15 protein-coding genes are annotated in these 13,465 nt (G+C 71.3%); 8 read left to right on the forward strand and 7 right to left on the reverse strand.

The features are described 5' to 3' along the window. Positions 1–53 precede the first annotated feature (53 nt). Positions 54–713, reverse strand: a complete 660-nt coding sequence (nucS, locus tag LXN57_RS04390; RefSeq protein WP_251796687.1) for an endonuclease NucS — start codon at positions 711–713, stop codon at positions 54–56. A 70-nt stretch (positions 714–783) separates the two neighbouring features. Here nucS and LXN57_RS04395 point away from each other — a divergent pair, with 70 nt between their 5' ends. The 5 genes from LXN57_RS04395 to LXN57_RS04415 all read left to right on the forward strand — a co-directional run bounded on the left by LXN57_RS04395 (position 784) and on the right by LXN57_RS04415 (position 7,665). Then, positions 784–1,398, forward strand: a complete 615-nt coding sequence (locus LXN57_RS04395) for a DUF4126 domain-containing protein (RefSeq protein ID WP_251796943.1) — start codon at positions 784–786, stop codon at positions 1,396–1,398. Positions 1,399–1,406: 8 nt separating this feature from the next. Further along, positions 1,407–2,756 carry a hypothetical protein gene (locus LXN57_RS04400; RefSeq protein ID WP_251796688.1) on the forward strand — a complete coding sequence of 450 codons (1,350 nt, stop codon included), beginning with the start codon at positions 1,407–1,409 and terminating at the stop codon, positions 2,754–2,756. Positions 2,757–2,813: 57 nt separating this feature from the next. Continuing rightward, positions 2,814–5,411, forward strand: coding sequence for an FtsK/SpoIIIE domain-containing protein (locus LXN57_RS04405; protein WP_251796689.1), 2,598 nt, complete (start codon positions 2,814–2,816; stop codon positions 5,409–5,411). Further along, complete coding sequence (locus tag LXN57_RS04410; protein ID WP_251796690.1) at positions 5,398–6,147, forward strand: hypothetical protein; 750 nt, start codon at positions 5,398–5,400, stop codon at positions 6,145–6,147. The genes LXN57_RS04405 and LXN57_RS04410 overlap by 14 nt, the downstream gene beginning before the upstream one ends. Before the next feature lie 222 nt (positions 6,148–6,369). Next, complete coding sequence (locus LXN57_RS04415; protein ID WP_251796691.1) at positions 6,370–7,665, forward strand: hemolysin family protein; 1,296 nt, start codon at positions 6,370–6,372, stop codon at positions 7,663–7,665. Here LXN57_RS04415 and LXN57_RS04420 read toward each other — a convergent pair. Both LXN57_RS04420 and LXN57_RS04425 read right to left on the reverse strand, forming a co-directional pair. Next, the gene (locus LXN57_RS04420) at positions 7,662–7,985 is read right to left on the reverse strand and encodes a hypothetical protein (protein ID WP_251796692.1); all 324 of its coding nucleotides are present in this window, start codon (positions 7,983–7,985) and stop codon (positions 7,662–7,664) included. The genes LXN57_RS04415 and LXN57_RS04420 overlap by 4 nt on opposite strands. 20 nt (positions 7,986–8,005) lie before the next feature. Next, positions 8,006–8,854, reverse strand: a complete 849-nt coding sequence (locus tag LXN57_RS04425; protein ID WP_251796693.1) for a 3-hydroxyacyl-CoA dehydrogenase family protein — start codon at positions 8,852–8,854, stop codon at positions 8,006–8,008. A 138-nt stretch (positions 8,855–8,992) separates the two neighbouring features. On the opposite strand from LXN57_RS04425, the gene LXN57_RS04430 reads away from it, so the two are divergent. Continuing rightward, positions 8,993–9,331: a hypothetical protein gene (locus LXN57_RS04430; protein WP_251796694.1), complete on the forward strand. Its 339-nt coding sequence runs from the start codon at positions 8,993–8,995 to the stop codon at positions 9,329–9,331. Positions 9,332–9,348: 17 nt separating this feature from the next. Here the strand turns inward: LXN57_RS04430 and murA are convergent, their stop codons facing one another. Further along, entirely contained in the window at positions 9,349–10,635 is a 1,287-nt protein-coding gene (murA, locus tag LXN57_RS04435; RefSeq protein WP_251796944.1) for a UDP-N-acetylglucosamine 1-carboxyvinyltransferase, read from the reverse strand. Between the two features lie 96 nt (positions 10,636–10,731). Here murA and LXN57_RS04440 point away from each other — a divergent pair, with 96 nt between their 5' ends. Together LXN57_RS04440 and LXN57_RS04445 are read left to right on the forward strand one after the other, a co-directional pair. Further along, entirely contained in the window at positions 10,732–11,307 is a 576-nt protein-coding gene (locus LXN57_RS04440) for a cob(I)yrinic acid a,c-diamide adenosyltransferase (protein ID WP_251796695.1), read from the forward strand. Further along, entirely contained in the window at positions 11,307–11,696 is a 390-nt protein-coding gene (locus LXN57_RS04445) for a VOC family protein (protein WP_251796696.1), read from the forward strand. Before LXN57_RS04440 ends, LXN57_RS04445 begins: the two co-directional genes overlap by 1 nt. A gap of 57 nt (positions 11,697–11,753) precedes the next feature. On the opposite strand, the gene LXN57_RS04450 is transcribed toward LXN57_RS04445, so the two are convergent. The 3 genes from LXN57_RS04450 to LXN57_RS04460 are packed head-to-tail and all read right to left on the reverse strand — an operon-like array spanning position 11,754 to position 13,377. Beyond that, the gene (locus LXN57_RS04450) at positions 11,754–12,560 is read right to left on the reverse strand and encodes a PhzF family phenazine biosynthesis protein (protein ID WP_251796697.1); all 807 of its coding nucleotides are present in this window, start codon (positions 12,558–12,560) and stop codon (positions 11,754–11,756) included. 59 nt (positions 12,561–12,619) lie between these two features. Then, on the reverse strand, positions 12,620–13,087 hold the full coding sequence (locus tag LXN57_RS04455; RefSeq protein ID WP_251796698.1) for a DUF2550 domain-containing protein: 468 nt from the start codon (positions 13,085–13,087) through the stop codon (positions 12,620–12,622). An 8-nt stretch (positions 13,088–13,095) separates the two neighbouring features. Then, the gene (locus tag LXN57_RS04460) at positions 13,096–13,377 is read right to left on the reverse strand and encodes a F0F1 ATP synthase subunit epsilon (protein ID WP_251796699.1); all 282 of its coding nucleotides are present in this window, start codon (positions 13,375–13,377) and stop codon (positions 13,096–13,098) included. Positions 13,378–13,465: the final 88 nt, after the last annotated feature.

The following is a 13,465-nucleotide window of genomic DNA, read 5'->3' on the forward strand; positions in this document are numbered from 1 at the left end:
CCCCGGCCATCGCTGGAGAGCGTCTTTGGCGATGGTGAAGCCGGGTGGGCCCGTTAGAAAAGCGTGAGCTCATCCTTCTTCATCCCACGAAGCTTGTCGTAATCAACGACCACACACCGAATCCCCCGATCCCCAGCAAGCACCCGAGCCTGCGGCTTGATCTCCTGAGCGGCGAAAACCCCCTGAACAGGAGAAAGAAGCGGATCACGGTTCATCAATTCGAGGTACCGGGTCAACTGCTCGACCCCGTCGATCTCCCCCCGGCGCTTGATCTCGACAGCCACCGACCCACCCTTGGCGTCCTTCAGCAGCAGATCAACAGGCCCGATGGCAGTCATGAATTCACGGCGAACAAGGGTATGACCCGCGCCGAACGTCTCCGGGTGCGCAGCCAGCAGTTCTTGAAGATGCGCCTCGACCCCGTCCTTGACCAGACCGGGATCAACACCCAACTCGTACGACGTATCTTGGAACACCTCTTCCAGCGTGATCCTCAACTCTTCGCCGGCCTTGTTCACCACTTTCCAGACGCCGGGCGCCTCCTGCAGTTTGCAGGGTGGGCTCATCCAGTTCAGGGGCTTGTAGGCACGGTCGTCGGCGTGGATGGAGACCGAGCCGTCGGCCTTGACCATCACCAGGCGGACTGCCGTGGGCAGGTGGGCGGACAACCGTCCGACGTAGTCGACGGAGCACTTCGCGATGACCAGGCGCACCGGACGACAGTACCGTCACGGTCGGCGTTCGCGGCAAGCGGCGTTCGCGGGGGTTTGTCATTCTGGGGTTGTGCTCGAAGCGCTCACCGGAACTGGCCTGGCCGCATCGGCGGGTCTCAACGCCTACATTCCTCTGCTCACCATGGGGCTGCTGGCCCGTTACACCGACACCATCGATCTGCCCACGGGGTGGAGCTGGCTTTCCAACGGCTGGACGCTGCTGATCCTCGCGCTGTTGCTGGCCATCGAGGTCGTGGCGGACAAGGTGCCGGTGGTCGACCACGTGAACGACGTGGTGCAGACCGTGGTGCGGCCGACCGCGGGTGGCCTGGCGTTCGGGGCGGGGTCGTCGTCCGAGACGGTGACGGTCAGCGATCCGGGCTCGTTCTTCTCCTCGCACCAATGGGTTCCGATCGCGGCCGGAGTCGTGATCGCTCTTGTCGTGCACGGGGTGAAGGCGGCGTCGCGGCCGGTGGTGAACACCACAACGGCGGGGTTCGGGGCTCCGGTGGCCAGCACGGTGGAAGACATCGGCAGTGTTCTGATGTCCGTTCTGGCCATCCTGTTGCCGGTATTGGTCCTGGTCGGACTGGTTCTTCTGGTGTTCGCGGGTGGCTGGGTGGTGCGCCGGCGGCGACGTCGGCGGGCCCTGTCGGGTTCCGGCGCACGGCAACTGTTTGGTTGACTCTCCGGGTGCCCGCGCTCGCTGTTCCCGCCTTCGCCCTGACGTGGTGGGCTGCCTGCTATCTGGTCGGTCGTGATCCGGCGCGGCCGGCGGCGCTGCGGGCGGCGGCCGCGCTTCTGGCGTACGCCGTGGGGGTGGCACTGTGGACCGTCGATCCGGACGGGACTGCCACCCAGGTGTTGCTGTGCGTTCCGGCCCTGCTCTGGGCCGGCGCGGCGGTGGCGCTGCTGCCGGCCTCGGTGCCGGAGCGGCGGCAGATCGACCTGGGCTGGATGCTGCTCGGCAGCCTGTTCCTGGTGATGGCGATCCTGCTTCCGCCGGTGGGGCGGCTGGTCGTGCTGGCCCCGCTGATGGGCGGGCTGTTCCTGCTCCGGCGGTTCCGCGACCAGGTCCGCCCGCCGATGCTGACCGCGGCGCTGGCCGTCGCGGCTTCGCTGTACGGGCTGGCCCTGGCCGCGTTGCTGCTGCCGGTCGAGCTGGGCTCGTCGGGGCTGGTGGTCGCCGCGATCGGGCTCGACCTGCTCATCCTCGGGTTCCTGGTCGCCGTGTCGGATGCGTTCGAGGTGGGCGAGCGGCTGCGACCCGACCTGATCCGGTCGGCGACGGCGGCGGTCATCGCGACCGTGCTGGTGGGCGGGCCGGCGGCGGTCACGATGATCGCGGCCGGCGACGAGCCGGTGCTGACGTACCTGCAATTCGCCGTGCTGGCCGTGGTGATGACCGTGACGGGGCTGGGCGGGGCGGTGCTGCGCGGGCTCGACCTGCTCGCCTTCCGCGGTGACGACCGGCTGCGCCGGAACCGTTCGGCCTTGTTGCAGCTGGCTGAGGCGTTGCCCCGGCATCAGTCGCACCGCAACCTGCCGGCCACCGACGAGGCGGATTTTCTGCGGTACGCGCGGCAGGCGCTCGACAACTACGGCAACCTGGGCCGGTTGATGCGCAGCCCGCTCACCGACCTGCCGGCGGTCGACCGGCGGTTGACCGGGCGGGCGCTCGACCAGCCGCTCGAACGGGCTACGGAGTTGCGGGCGGTGCTGCGGGCCAGCGTCGACAGTCTGCGCCCGGCCGGTCCGTTCGAGACCGGCGACGACTGGCGGCATTACAACGCGCTGCACTTCTGTGCTGTGCTGGGGCTCAATCCGTACGCCCGGAATATGCGCACGGACGGGCTCGAGCTCGAGGCCCGGCAGGCGGTCGACTGGATGCGCCGTTACGTGCCGCGCGGCACGTTGCGGCGGTGGCACAACGAGGCCGCCGACCTGGTGGCGGCCCGGCTGTGGGCGGAACTGACCAGCCCCGACGCCCGTGGGGTGGCCCGGCCGCGAGGTAACCGGACCGCGCCGACACGCAGCACATAATCCGGCGATAGGCTGCCAAATCGGTAAAATCCCCCATCATGCGCTACGGGGGGTCGGGTGGTTAGCCACCGCAACGAGCTGGTCGCCGCAGTCCGGCAGGAGCTGGCCGAGGCGCGTGGGGCAGCCCGGGCCGTGCTGGCCGAGGCGGAATCGGCACGCGGCGAGGCTCAGAACCGGCGACGGCTCGTCCGGGACGCGTACTCGACCTGCCTCAACCAGCTCGCCGAGGCCCGCGACGCCGCCCGGCGCGACATCCAGCGCCGCTTCCAGTTCGAGTCGTCCCGGCTCGCCGGCAACGTGCGGCACCTGGCCGCGCTGAGCGCGAGCGGGGCGGCCGGCCTGCCGTGGCGGATGTGGTCGCCGACCGAGCCCGAGCCCGGCACCCGTCCCGGCCTGCTGCGGATCGGCACGCTGACGCTCGACGACACCGCGGCCCTGCCGGCGCTGATCCCGTTCCTCGACGCCGCCCACCTCAACTTCTCGGGGCCGGCCGCCGAGACCGACGCGGTGATCACCGGTCTGCTGCTGCGCGCGCTCGGCACCACCCGGCCGGGGGACGTGCAGCTCACCGTCTACGACCCCGAGCACCTGGGCGGCACCCTGGCCTCGTTCGCCCCGCTCGGCATCTCGTTCATCGGGCCGGGCAGCCTCGGCGCGACGCTCGACGAGCTGGTCGAGCACATCTGCCGGGTCAACGAGTCGGTGCTGGCGGGCGAGCACCGGTCGCTGGCCGACCTGACCGCGGCCACGGCCGGGCCGCGGGCCGAGCCGTGGCGGGTGATCGTGCTGCTGGCCGACGCGGCCACCGCCGACGAGCTGACCAACGGCCAGCGCGCCCAGCTCGACCGGATCGTGCGCACCGGTGTCTCGTGCGGCGTCCATCTCGTCGTACGCGGGCTGGACCTGACCGAACATCCCAGCGTGCGCCGGCTGACCGTGGGTGACCAGCGGGCCACCTGCGACCTCACCGGCGACCTGGAGATCCGCCTCGACCCACCGCCGCCGGCCGAACGGGTGACCGCCTTCTGCCGGGGCGCCGCCGAGCGACTGCGGGCCGGACCGCCCCCGGCCCGGCTGGCCGACCTGGAGCCGCGCGAGTTCTGGGCCGAGTCCTCCGCCCACGGTCTGGTCGCGCCGATCGGTGACAGCACCGACGGCACGCTCATCCAGGTGCCGCTGGGTGACGATCCGCCGCACGCGCTGATCGGCGGGCCGTCCGGATCGGGCAAGACCAACCTGATCTACGCCTGGCTGGCCGGGCTGGCCACTCGCTACGGGCCCGAGGAGCTCGCGCTCTACCTGCTCGACTTCAAGGAGGGCGTCTCGTTCGCGCGGTTCGTGCCGGGCCCGCGCGACCCGGGCTGGCTGCCTCAGGTGCGGCTGGCCGGCATCAACGTGAACGGTGACCGCGAGTTCGGCCTGGCCATGCTGCGCCACCTCGGCGAGGAGCTGCGGACGCGGGCCCAGGCGGCCAAGCGGGTGGACGCGTCCAAACTGGCCGAACTGCGCGCCGAGGACCCGGCCGGGCACTGGCCCCGCATCGTCGCCGTGATCGACGAGTTCCAGGTGCTGCTGTCCGGCCGCGACGCGGTCGCCGACGAGGCCGTCGCGCTGCTCGAGGACCTGGCCCGCCGCGGCCGCTCGCAGGGCATCCACCTGATCCTGGCCTCGCAGGACGTCTCCGGCATCGAGGCGCTGTGGGGACGCTCCGGCCTGATCGGACAGTTCACCCTGCGGATCGCCCTGCCCAAGGCCCGCCGCATCCTGGCCGACGACAACCTGGCCGCCGCGGTCATCCCCCGTTTCCACGCGGTCGTGAACACCCAGTCCGGGACGTCCGGGGCCAACCAGATCGTGCGGCTGCCCGATGCGGGCGACCGCCTGGTCTGGCGCAGCCTGCAACGACGCCTGTGGCGCGACCGGCCGGACGGGTGCGAGGAGCCCCGCCTCTTCGACGGCGACGCGGTGCCGCTGCTGCCCGAGACCTGCCGCCCGGCCGGGCCGGTGCCCGACGCGGCCAGCCCGGTCGGCTCGTCGCCGGGCGCGGTGCTGGGCGAGCGGATCGACGTGGCCGCCCGGCCGGCCCGGCTGCGGCTGGGACGCATGCCGGGGCGCAATCTGGCGGTGCTCGGCACCCGCACCGACGAGGCCTGCGACGTGCTCGCGGCGGCGGCGTTGTCGCTGGCCGCCCAGGGTCCGGCCCACTTCAGCATCGTCTGTCTGGACCCGGACGCGTCCCGTCCGGCGGCCCGGCTGATGGCCGAGCTGCCCTCGGCCGACTGGTGCGACGCGCCCCCGGCCCTGGAGGAGAGTTCGATCCCGCACTACGTGATCGGCTACGCGCTCGACGCCACGTCCGATGTCTCGCTCCGCACGCTGCTGGCCGAGGGGCCGGAGCGGCGTACGCACGTGCTGGGCTGGTGGCGCTCGGTGAACCGGCTGCGCGACTCGCTGGGCGGCGTCGGCGCCCGCCTCGATCCGATCGGTGCGTGGGTGGCCCTCGACGTGCAGGGCGCCGACCTCGCGCCGCTGTATCCCCAGCCCGGCGGGCCGGCCTGGTATCCGCGCAGCCGGCGGGCGCTGTTCTTCGACCGCTCGGTGCACCGCACCCCGGAAGTCATCGTCCCGTACGAGGTGAACAGTGACCACACGTGACCGTCAGCCCATCGGCCGCGACTACCAGCTGATGGTCAGCGCGCTGGCCGAGGCCACGCGCCGCCGCGACGCCGCCCTGAGCAACGCCGAGCAGGCCTACCAGGAGAACGCCGCGCAGGCCGGTGGCGAGCTGGCCCGGGCCGAGAGCGACGCGTTGTCGGCCGATCAGTGGGCCGGGGCCGCGGCGGCCCAGGTGCTCGATGTGGACCGGGAGGCGGCCCGGCTGTGGGACCAACTGCGGCGGGCCCGCGGTCTGCGCGTACGCACGCTGGGCGAACTGCCCGAACCGGTGCCGGTCGAGTCGTTGCCGCGGGCCGCGCTGCCGAGAGCGGCCCAGTCGATGGACCCGCCGACCGTCCGCCAGTCGCCCCGTGCGCTGCTGGCCAAGGCGGCCGAGCGCATCGACTACACGATCCGCCCGGCCGGCCGGCGTTCGTTGCCGCGGTGGGCTCTGCCGTTGCTGCCGATCCTGGGAGCCGTGGTGGCGGCCCTGGCCGGCCTGGTCGGCTCGGGCCTGGTCTCGTTCGGCAGCACCGGGGTACCCGGCGGCGCGGTGATCCGCGGGCTCGGCTGGCTGGCTTTCCTGGTGGCGCCCTCGGCCGGGGTGCCGGTGGCGGCCCTGTTCGCCCATCGGCGGTTGCAGGCCCGCCTCGACATCGGCGGCATCGGGCTGACGCTGCTGGGCGGCATGATCGCGGCCACCCTGATGTCGCTGGCCTTCGCCTCGACCCACTGAGACGCTCAGGCGTACGGCGTCCTGGGTCCGCATCGGCCGCGGGATGTGTGACGGATACCAGCGGCTGCCGCCGGCTCTGCTTTCGGTAAAGGGTCGCCCGGAGGTGAAGCGCGGTCGCTACGGTCGTACGCGTGGAACGCGACGGCCTACTCTGACAGGCTTGATCCCGGTCACCGGCGGGTAAACCGGCGTGATCCCTGAGCTGAGGAGTTGGTCGCCGCCATGGGCGGATATGGCTGGCAGATTGTTCTCGTCATCATCCTGGTGCTGCTGAACGCGGCGTTCTCGGGTAGCGAGATGGCCCTGATCTCGCTACGCGACAGTCAGCTCCAGCGGCTCGAGCGGCAGTCGCGCACCGGACGCACGCTGGCGAAACTGGCCCGCGACCCGAACCGGTTCCTGGCCACCATCCAGATCGGCATCACACTGGCCGGCTTCCTGGCCTCCGCCTCGGCCGCGGTCTCGCTGGCCAAGCCGCTGACCGGTCCGCTCGGCTTTCTGGGCGAGGCCGCCAACGCGGTGTCGATCGTGCTCGTCACCATCGTGCTGACCTTCTTCACGCTGGTCGTCGGCGAGCTCGCCCCCAAACGCGTCGCGATGCAGCGGGCCGAGGGCTGGGCGATGGTGGTGGCACGCCCGCTCGACATGCTGGCGGCGCTGTCCCGGCCGGCGGTCTGGCTGCTCGGCAAGTCGACCGACATGATCGTCCGCATCACCGGCAACGATCCCCATGCCGGCCGCGAGGAGGTGACCACCGAGGAGATCCGCGACCTGGTCACCCAGCAGCAGGAGTTCACCCCCGAGCAGCGCACCATCATCAGCGGCGCGTTCGAGATCGCCGACCGGATCCTGCGCGAGATCCTCGTGCCGCGAAGGGATGTTCTGGTCGTTCCGGCCGACGCGCCGGCGCACGAGGCGCTCAGTCAGCTGATCGCCGGCGGGCACTCGCGGGCGCCGGTCACCGGACCGATGGGCCTGGACGACGTGCTCGGCGTGGTGCATCTGCGCGACCTGGTGGACGCCGAGGGTCCCGTACGCGGTCACATGTTCGCGCCGCTGTTCCTGCCCGAGACGCTCAAGGTGTCGGACGCGATGCGCCAGATGCGCGTCCAGCGTCAGCAGCTGGCCCTGGTGGTCGACGAGCGCGGTGCGATCGACGGCATCATCACCATGGAGGACCTGGTCGAGGAGATCGTCGGCGAGATCTACGACGAGACCGACCGCGATGTGCAGTCCGTGGTGCGTGAGCCGGACGGGGCGATGCTGCTGCCCGGCACGTTCCCCATCCACGACCTGCCGGACATCGGCGTCGACGTCGAGCGGCTCGACGAGGGTGACTACACGACCGTTGCCGGCCTCGTGCTGGCCCACCTCGGGCACATCCCGACCGCGCCGGGCGAGGTGGTCGAGATCGACGGGCACTCGGCCGAGGTCGCCGAGGTAACCGGCCGCGCGATCACCAAGGTGCGGCTGCGGGTGGCCGCACGCGACCACGAGGAGCAGGAGCAGGCGTCCTAGCTGGTGCCGTTGTAGGCGACCGAGAGGATCGCGTGCGCGACCAGCACGGCCTGGTCCATCGAGTCGTACGGGCCGACGCGCAGCTCCACGGTGTGGGTGCCGAAGACCGCCCGCACCGTCCAGCTGTTCGGATGCCGATCGTCCTCCCGGCTGTGGTTGACCACGACCTGGGTGGCCGACCGCACGCTGATGGCCGACCACCTGTCCTCCGTCGTGCCCCAGGCCCGGAACCAGCCCGGAGCGACGGCCAGGGCGGCCTTGCTCGCCTCGGCCAGCGCCCACTGCATGTCCTCCGGCGCCGCTATGCCCGCTTTGTTCACATCAGGCATGATAGGCCAGGTCAGTACGAGTAGAAGCCCTTGCCGCTCTTCCGGCCGAGGTCGCCGGCCTGAACCATGCGCTGCAGCAGCTCGGGCGGGAAGAACTTCTCGTCGGCGGTGTCGCGGTAGATGTTGGTCGCCGCGTTCAGCATGACGTCGAGGCCGGTCAGGTCGACCGTGGCCAGCGGGCCCATCGAGTGCCCGAAGCCCAGCTTCATCACCGTGTCGAGGTCGGCCGGGCTGACCACGCCCGACTCGACCAGCTTGACCGCCTCGACCAGGATCGCCGAGAACAGCCGGTTGGAGACGAAGCCGGCGACGTCGCGCTTGACCTCGACACAGGTCTTGCCGACCTCTTCGGCGTAGGCGCGGGCCGCGGCCAGCGTCTCGTCGGAGGTCTGGTAGCCGCGGACCAGCTCGACCAGCTTCATCATCGGCACCGGCGAGAAGAAGTGGATGCCGACGACCGACTCGGGACGGGCGGTCACCGTGGCGATCTGGGTGATCGGGATGGCCGAGGTGTTGGTGCCGAGCACGGCGTCGGCCTTGCAGATCTTGTCGAGGGTGCGGAAGACCTCGTGCTTGGCCTCCACCTTCTCGTAGATCGCCTCGACCACCACGTCGGCGTCGGTGGCCGCGTCGAGGTCGGTGGTGGGGGTGATCCGGGCGAGGGTCGCCTCGGCCTCCTCCTCGGTGATCTTGCCCTTGGCCGCGAACCGGCTCAGCGAGTCGCGGATCGCCGCCATGCCGCGGCCGGTCGCCGCGTCGTCCACGTCGCGCATGGTGACCTGCCAGCCGGCCTGGGCCGAAACCTGCGCGATGCCGGAACCCATCAGTCCGGAGCCGATGACCGCCAAACGACCCGCCATGAAGTGCACTCCTCTGTGACGCCGGAAACAACAAGCTCACCCTAGCGGGGCTACTGAACGGAAACTCAGGCCAGGGGTGGCCCCTCCATCGGGGCAATTCCGCCGAAAAACGCCCGCTTCCGGTGCGAGACTGTGCCCATGGCGCCAGAGAACGGCTGGTACCTCATCGGGCCGCTGATCGCCGTCGGCCTGGTCGGGTTCCTCGGAGTGATCTTCTGGCGGATGGGCCTGCAATGGACCTCGGCCCGGGACGGCGAATCAGCCCCGGACGGGCTGGCCATCTTCGGTGAGCGCGAGCCCGACTACGGGCTGCTCCGCCCGGCCGCCATCGCCGCCGACCCCGAGGTCGCCGACGAGATACGCCGGCGGCTCGGCGACGCCGGGATCAGAGCCACCCAGACGCGCGACCGGGACGGGCGCACGGTCGTGCTGGTCTTCGCCGACCAGGTCGAGGAAGCGCGGCGGCTCGTGCTCTGAGGCTTTCGAGCCCCGGCTCAGAAGTCGAACGTCGGCTCCGGCACGTCGGCCCGCTCGACCTCGACGCCCAGCTTGGCCAGGTCGTTGACGAAGTCGGGGTAGCCGCGGTCGATGTGGTGCACCTCGCCGACCTCGGTGACACCCTCGGCGCACAGACCGGCGATGACCAGCCCGGCCCCGGCCCGGATGTCGGTTGCCCGTACCGGCGCCCCGGACAGCCTGTCGCGCCCGTTCACGACCGCGTGGTGGCCGTCGGTGCGGATGTCGGCGCCCAGGCGCACCATCTCGTTCACGAACATGAAGCGGCCGTCGAAGATGTTCTCGGTCACGAGCGAGGAGCCCTCGGCCACCGAGGCCAGGCCCAGCGCCATCGGCAGCAGGTCGGTCGCGAACCCCGGGTAGGGCAGGGTCACCACGTCGACCGCCTTGGGACGCTCGGACATGCGTACGCGGAACTGGTTGTCGCCCGGCTCCACCGTGGCCCCCGCCGTGACCAGTTTGTCGAGCGCGAGGTCGAGAAACTCGGGCCGCACACCGTTCACCATGACGTCGCCGCGGGTCATCGCGGCCGCGAAGGCCCAGGTGCCGCCCACGATCCGGTCGCCGATGGTGCGGTGCCGCACCGGCTGCAACGACTGGACACCCTCGATGGTCAGGGTCGACGTGCCGGCGCCGTCGATCCGCGCGCCCATCGCCGTCAGCATCTCGCAGATGTCGACGATCTCGGGCTCGCGGGCCGCGTTGTCGATCTCGGTGACGCCCTTGGCCAGCACGGCCGCCATCAGCAGGTTCTCGGTGGCGCCGACACTCGGGAAGTCCAGCCAGATCTTGCTGCCGCGCAGGCCGCCGGGTGCCGAGGCGATGACAAAACCGTGCTCGCCGGAGATCTGCGCGCCCATCCGGGCCAGCCCGGAGACGTGCATGTCGAGGCCCCGCGAGCCGATCATGTCGCCGCCGGGCAGGGCGACCCGGACGTAGCCCGTCCGCGCGAGGAGCGGACCCAGCACGCAGATCGATGCCCGCAGGCGCCGGACCAGGTCGTAGTCGGCCTCGCTGCCCGGCTCGGCGGGCACGTCGATGGTCGCCTGACCGCCCTCGAGCGTCACCTGACAGCCCAGCCGGCGCAGCACCTCGGCCATGATCGCGATGTCGGTGATGCGCGGAACGTTCTCGACCACACTGCGGCCCGGCGCGAGCAGGGCCACCGCCATCAGCTTGAGCGCCGAGTTCTTCGCACCGCCGACAGTGACCTCACCGGTCAGCGACGTGCCGCCCTTCACCCTGATCACATCCACGCGGGCCATGGTATGGGCCGCCCGCACGGGCCCGCTCCGTAGGGGTCGGAATGACGGCCTGCCCGACTCCGCGGGCCGGAAGGGGATCCCTACTAGGCTCGGCTGATGGCCGTTCACCTCACCCGCATCTACACCCGTGCCGGCGACGCCGGGCAGACCCGCCTGGGCAACAACGAGGTCGCCGACAAGACCGATCCGCGCATCGTCGCGTACGCCGACACCGACGAGTGCAACGCCGCGCTGGGGGTGGCTCTGGCCCTCGGCGACCTGCCGCCCGACCTCCGCAAGGTGCTGACGGCCATCCAGAACGATCTGTTCGACGTCGGGGCCGACCTGTGCAACCCCGAGACCGAGGACCCGCCGTACCCGCCGCTGCGGATCACCGAGGAGTACGTGACCCGCCTCGAGGGCTGGTGTGACGAGTTCAACGAGAAGCTGCCCGCCCTCGACAGCTTCGTCCTGCCGGGCGGCACCGCCGGGGCGGCGCTGCTGCACGTGGCCCGCACGGTGGCGCGCCGGGCCGAGCGGTCGACATGGACGCTGCTGCGGGCCGACCCTTCGCGGACGAGCGACCTGCCCGCGAAATACCTGAACCGCCTGTCCGACCTGCTGTTCATCCTGTCCCGGACGGCCAACCCGGGCGGCGACGTGAAGTGGGTGCCGGGCGGCGGCGCGGCCTGATGCTCCACCACGTCGAGCTGTGGGTGCCGGATCTCGCCGGAGCGACCCGCCCCTGGGGCTGGCTGCTCGGCGAGCTGGGCTGGCAGCCGTACCAGGAGTGGCCGGGCGGCCGGTCCTGGCTGTGCGACGGCGTCTACCTGGTGCTGGAGCAGTCGCCGGCCCTCTCGAGTGACGTGCACGACCGGCTCGCGCCCGGGCTCAACCACGTGGCGTTCAACGCGGGCAGCCGGGCCGAGGTCGACCGTCTGACCGCCGGCGCGGCCGGCCACGGCTGGGCGCTGCTGTTCCCCGATCGTCATCCCCGCGCGGGCGGCCCCGAGTCGTACGCCGCCTACCTGGAAGACGCCTGGGGCTTCGAGGTGGAGCTGCAGAGCGGAAAACCCGGATGAGATGACGGATCTGCGCCGGGGCGGCCGGCCGGCCCGGCGCTATCCGGCGCGTTCCGGTCAGGCCGTGAGGGTGCCGTCGATGACGGTGACCGCCTGGCCGGTGAGGTGGGTGCGGTCGCCGTGCAGCGAGACCCGGACGTAGCCGCCACGGGCCGACGCCTGGTAGCCGACCAGATCGGTGCGGCCGCCCAGCTTGGCCGACCAGAACGGCGCCAGCGCGGTGTGGGCGCTGCCGGTGACGGGGTCTTCCCCGACACCGGCGGCGGCGCCGAAGAAGCGGGAGACGAAGTCGTAGTCCGCGGCCGGGTCGTCGGCCCGGGCCGTCACGATCACGCCGCGCTGCTCGTAGCCGGCCAGCGTGGCCAGGTCGGGGGTGAGCCGGCGCACCGCGGCCTCGTCGTACAGCTCGAGCAGCAGGTCGTCGGTGTTCGGGCCGGTGTGGTGGACCGAGACCGGCGTGGCGCCCAGCACGTCGAGCAGCTCGGGGTCGGCGGCCACGGGGGCCAGCGGCGCGGTCGGGAAGTCGAGCGTGAACCAGCCCTTGTCGACGGCGGTGGCGGTCAGCACGCCGCTGCGGGTGGCGAACCGCACGGTGCCGTCGACCGCCAGCACGTGGGCGGTGGCCAGCGTGGCGTGGCCGCACAGCGCCACCTCGACGGCGGGAGTGAACCAGCGCAGCGCGTAGTCGGCCTCGCCGGCGGGGTCGAGCGGGTGGACGAAGGCGGTCTCGGAGAGGTTGACCTCGGCCGCGACCGCGGCCATCCACTGCTCGTCGGGGAAGTCGGGCTGGTCGAGCACCACGACACCGGCGGGATTACCCGCGAACGGGCGGTCGGTGAAGGCGTCGACGATTCGGATGCGCATGGCTCGACGCTAGAAGAGCGCGGCCGGGGCAACGAGAGCCAATCCGCGGAGCGCGGCCGTCACTGCTCTATCGGGTCGGGCCGGATGGCCGGGCGGGGCGCGACACTGCCGGGCTGGCCGGGCGGGGCTGCCTCGAGCCACGAGAGAAAGCCGGTCACCGTGGACTCGGCCATCGCGATCTCGATCTCGTCGAGGGTGGTGGACAGGCGCAGGATCACCCAATGGCCGGGCATCGTGAGCCGTTCGGGACCCTCGGGAAGCCGTCGGCCCTCGACCACGGTCGACGAGCGGTCGAGCGTGCGCTTGGGACGGACGGCGTAGCTGAACAGACGGTGGATGCGCAGCGTGCCCCCGGCGAACTGGCCGATCGCCGTGGACCAGCCGCGGCCCGGCACGAGTTCGCTGACGCGGATCTGGAGGCGAATGGTTCCGCCGCCGGCCATGAGCAGCCGGCGGCGGAAGAAAACCAGGAACAGGAGCGCGAGCAGCGCGACGACGCAGATTCCGAAGACTTCCAGAACCCGCATCGCCGGAGTCAGCGGGACTCGGGAGTGGCGGGCGTGGCGCTCTCGGCGAGGACGGTCACACCGTCGGCGTCGATCGAGAGGAAGCCGCCCGATACGTCGTACGTGAGCTGTTCGCCGCCGGCGAGCTTCACCCGCACCTGCGACGGCTCCTTGAGCAGGCCCAGGAGCGGCGAGTGACCCGCCAGCACACCGATCTCACCCTCGGTGGTGCGCGCGACGAGCATCTCGGCCTCACCGGACCAGACGCGTTCCTCGACGGCGACGACCTTGACGGGCAGCTGGTTGGCCACGCTGTCTCCCTGTTCAGGCTGCTTCAACTATTGGGTGAAGTCTAAACGGCCCTTGTGGCCGCCGTGGTACGGGGTGTCGACTACCACA

The organism is Paractinoplanes hotanensis (assembly GCF_023717965.1).
In the GTDB taxonomy this organism is placed as follows: Bacteria; Actinomycetota; Actinomycetes; order Mycobacteriales; family Micromonosporaceae; genus Actinoplanes; species Actinoplanes polyasparticus.

Coding starts and splice junctions, on each gene's coding strand:
- LXN57_RS04455 (WP_251796698.1), bottom strand. CDS start 13,087: ATGCGGGTTCTGGAAGTCTTCGGAATCTGCGTCGTCGCGCTGCTCGCG.
- LXN57_RS04440 (WP_251796695.1), top strand. CDS start 10,732: ATGGCCGTTCACCTCACCCGCATCTACACCCGTGCCGGCGACGCCGGG.
- LXN57_RS04425 (WP_251796693.1), bottom strand. CDS start 8,854: ATGGCGGGTCGTTTGGCGGTCATCGGCTCCGGACTGATGGGTTCCGGC.
- LXN57_RS04450 (WP_251796697.1), bottom strand. CDS start 12,560: ATGCGCATCCGAATCGTCGACGCCTTCACCGACCGCCCGTTCGCGGGT.
- LXN57_RS04415 (WP_251796691.1), top strand. CDS start 6,370: ATGGGCGGATATGGCTGGCAGATTGTTCTCGTCATCATCCTGGTGCTG.
- LXN57_RS04430 (WP_251796694.1), top strand. CDS start 8,993: ATGGCGCCAGAGAACGGCTGGTACCTCATCGGGCCGCTGATCGCCGTC.
- LXN57_RS04445 (WP_251796696.1), top strand. CDS start 11,307: ATGCTCCACCACGTCGAGCTGTGGGTGCCGGATCTCGCCGGAGCGACC.
- murA (WP_251796944.1), bottom strand. CDS start 10,635: ATGGCCCGCGTGGATGTGATCAGGGTGAAGGGCGGCACGTCGCTGACC.